The organism is Streptomyces mesophilus, from assembly GCF_011044995.1.
Classification (GTDB): domain Bacteria; phylum Actinomycetota; class Actinomycetes; order Streptomycetales; family Streptomycetaceae; genus Streptomyces; species Streptomyces mesophilus.
This window is the reverse complement of record NZ_JAAKZW010000504.1, coordinates 1-515: the sequence shown is the minus strand read 5'-3', so window position 1 is coordinate 515 and position 515 is coordinate 1. Positions and strand designations below refer to the sequence as shown.

At 74.0% G+C, this 515-nt stretch carries 1 pseudogene; it reads right to left on the bottom strand.

The features are described from left to right. Positions 1–499: pseudogene (locus G6045_RS40805) on the bottom strand (ArgS-related anticodon-binding protein NrtL); the annotation flags it as partial. Positions 500–515 lie beyond the last annotated feature (16 nt).

Here is a 515-nt window from a genome sequence, read left to right as displayed (position 1 = left end):
GGGCGGTCCACTCGGCGGGGAGCTCCTGCTCGCACGTATTACGGACGAGGGCGCCCTGGGAAAGCAGGATCCGCCGGAGGGCGTCGCACCAGACGGCGGCGCGCAGGTCGCGGCGGAAGTGCAGCTGGACGATCTGGCCGGTGGGGCCGGGGGCGTGGCCGTAGCGCGTGCCTGAGGCGCGGATCTCCCGTACGAGGGACTGGTCCTGACTCTGGTCGCTGCCGAGCGTGATGTTCAGGAAGCCGGGGCCGGTGATCTCGACCTGGGTGATCCCGGGCTCGCGGGTGAGCTCGTCGGCGAGCATCTGCGCGATCTCCCGCGGAGGGCGCTTGGCGGCCCCCGCGAGCTGCAGCGCGGCGTTGGTCGCGTAATCCCCGCGCCCACCGGGCCGCGGCCGCTCGACCACGATCCGCTCGGGCACCCCCGCACTCAGCTCCCCCTGCTCGACGGCGCGGCGCACCGCGCGCAGCACGGTACGGGAGAGATCGGCGGGGGTCACGGGACAAGCGTAGGGG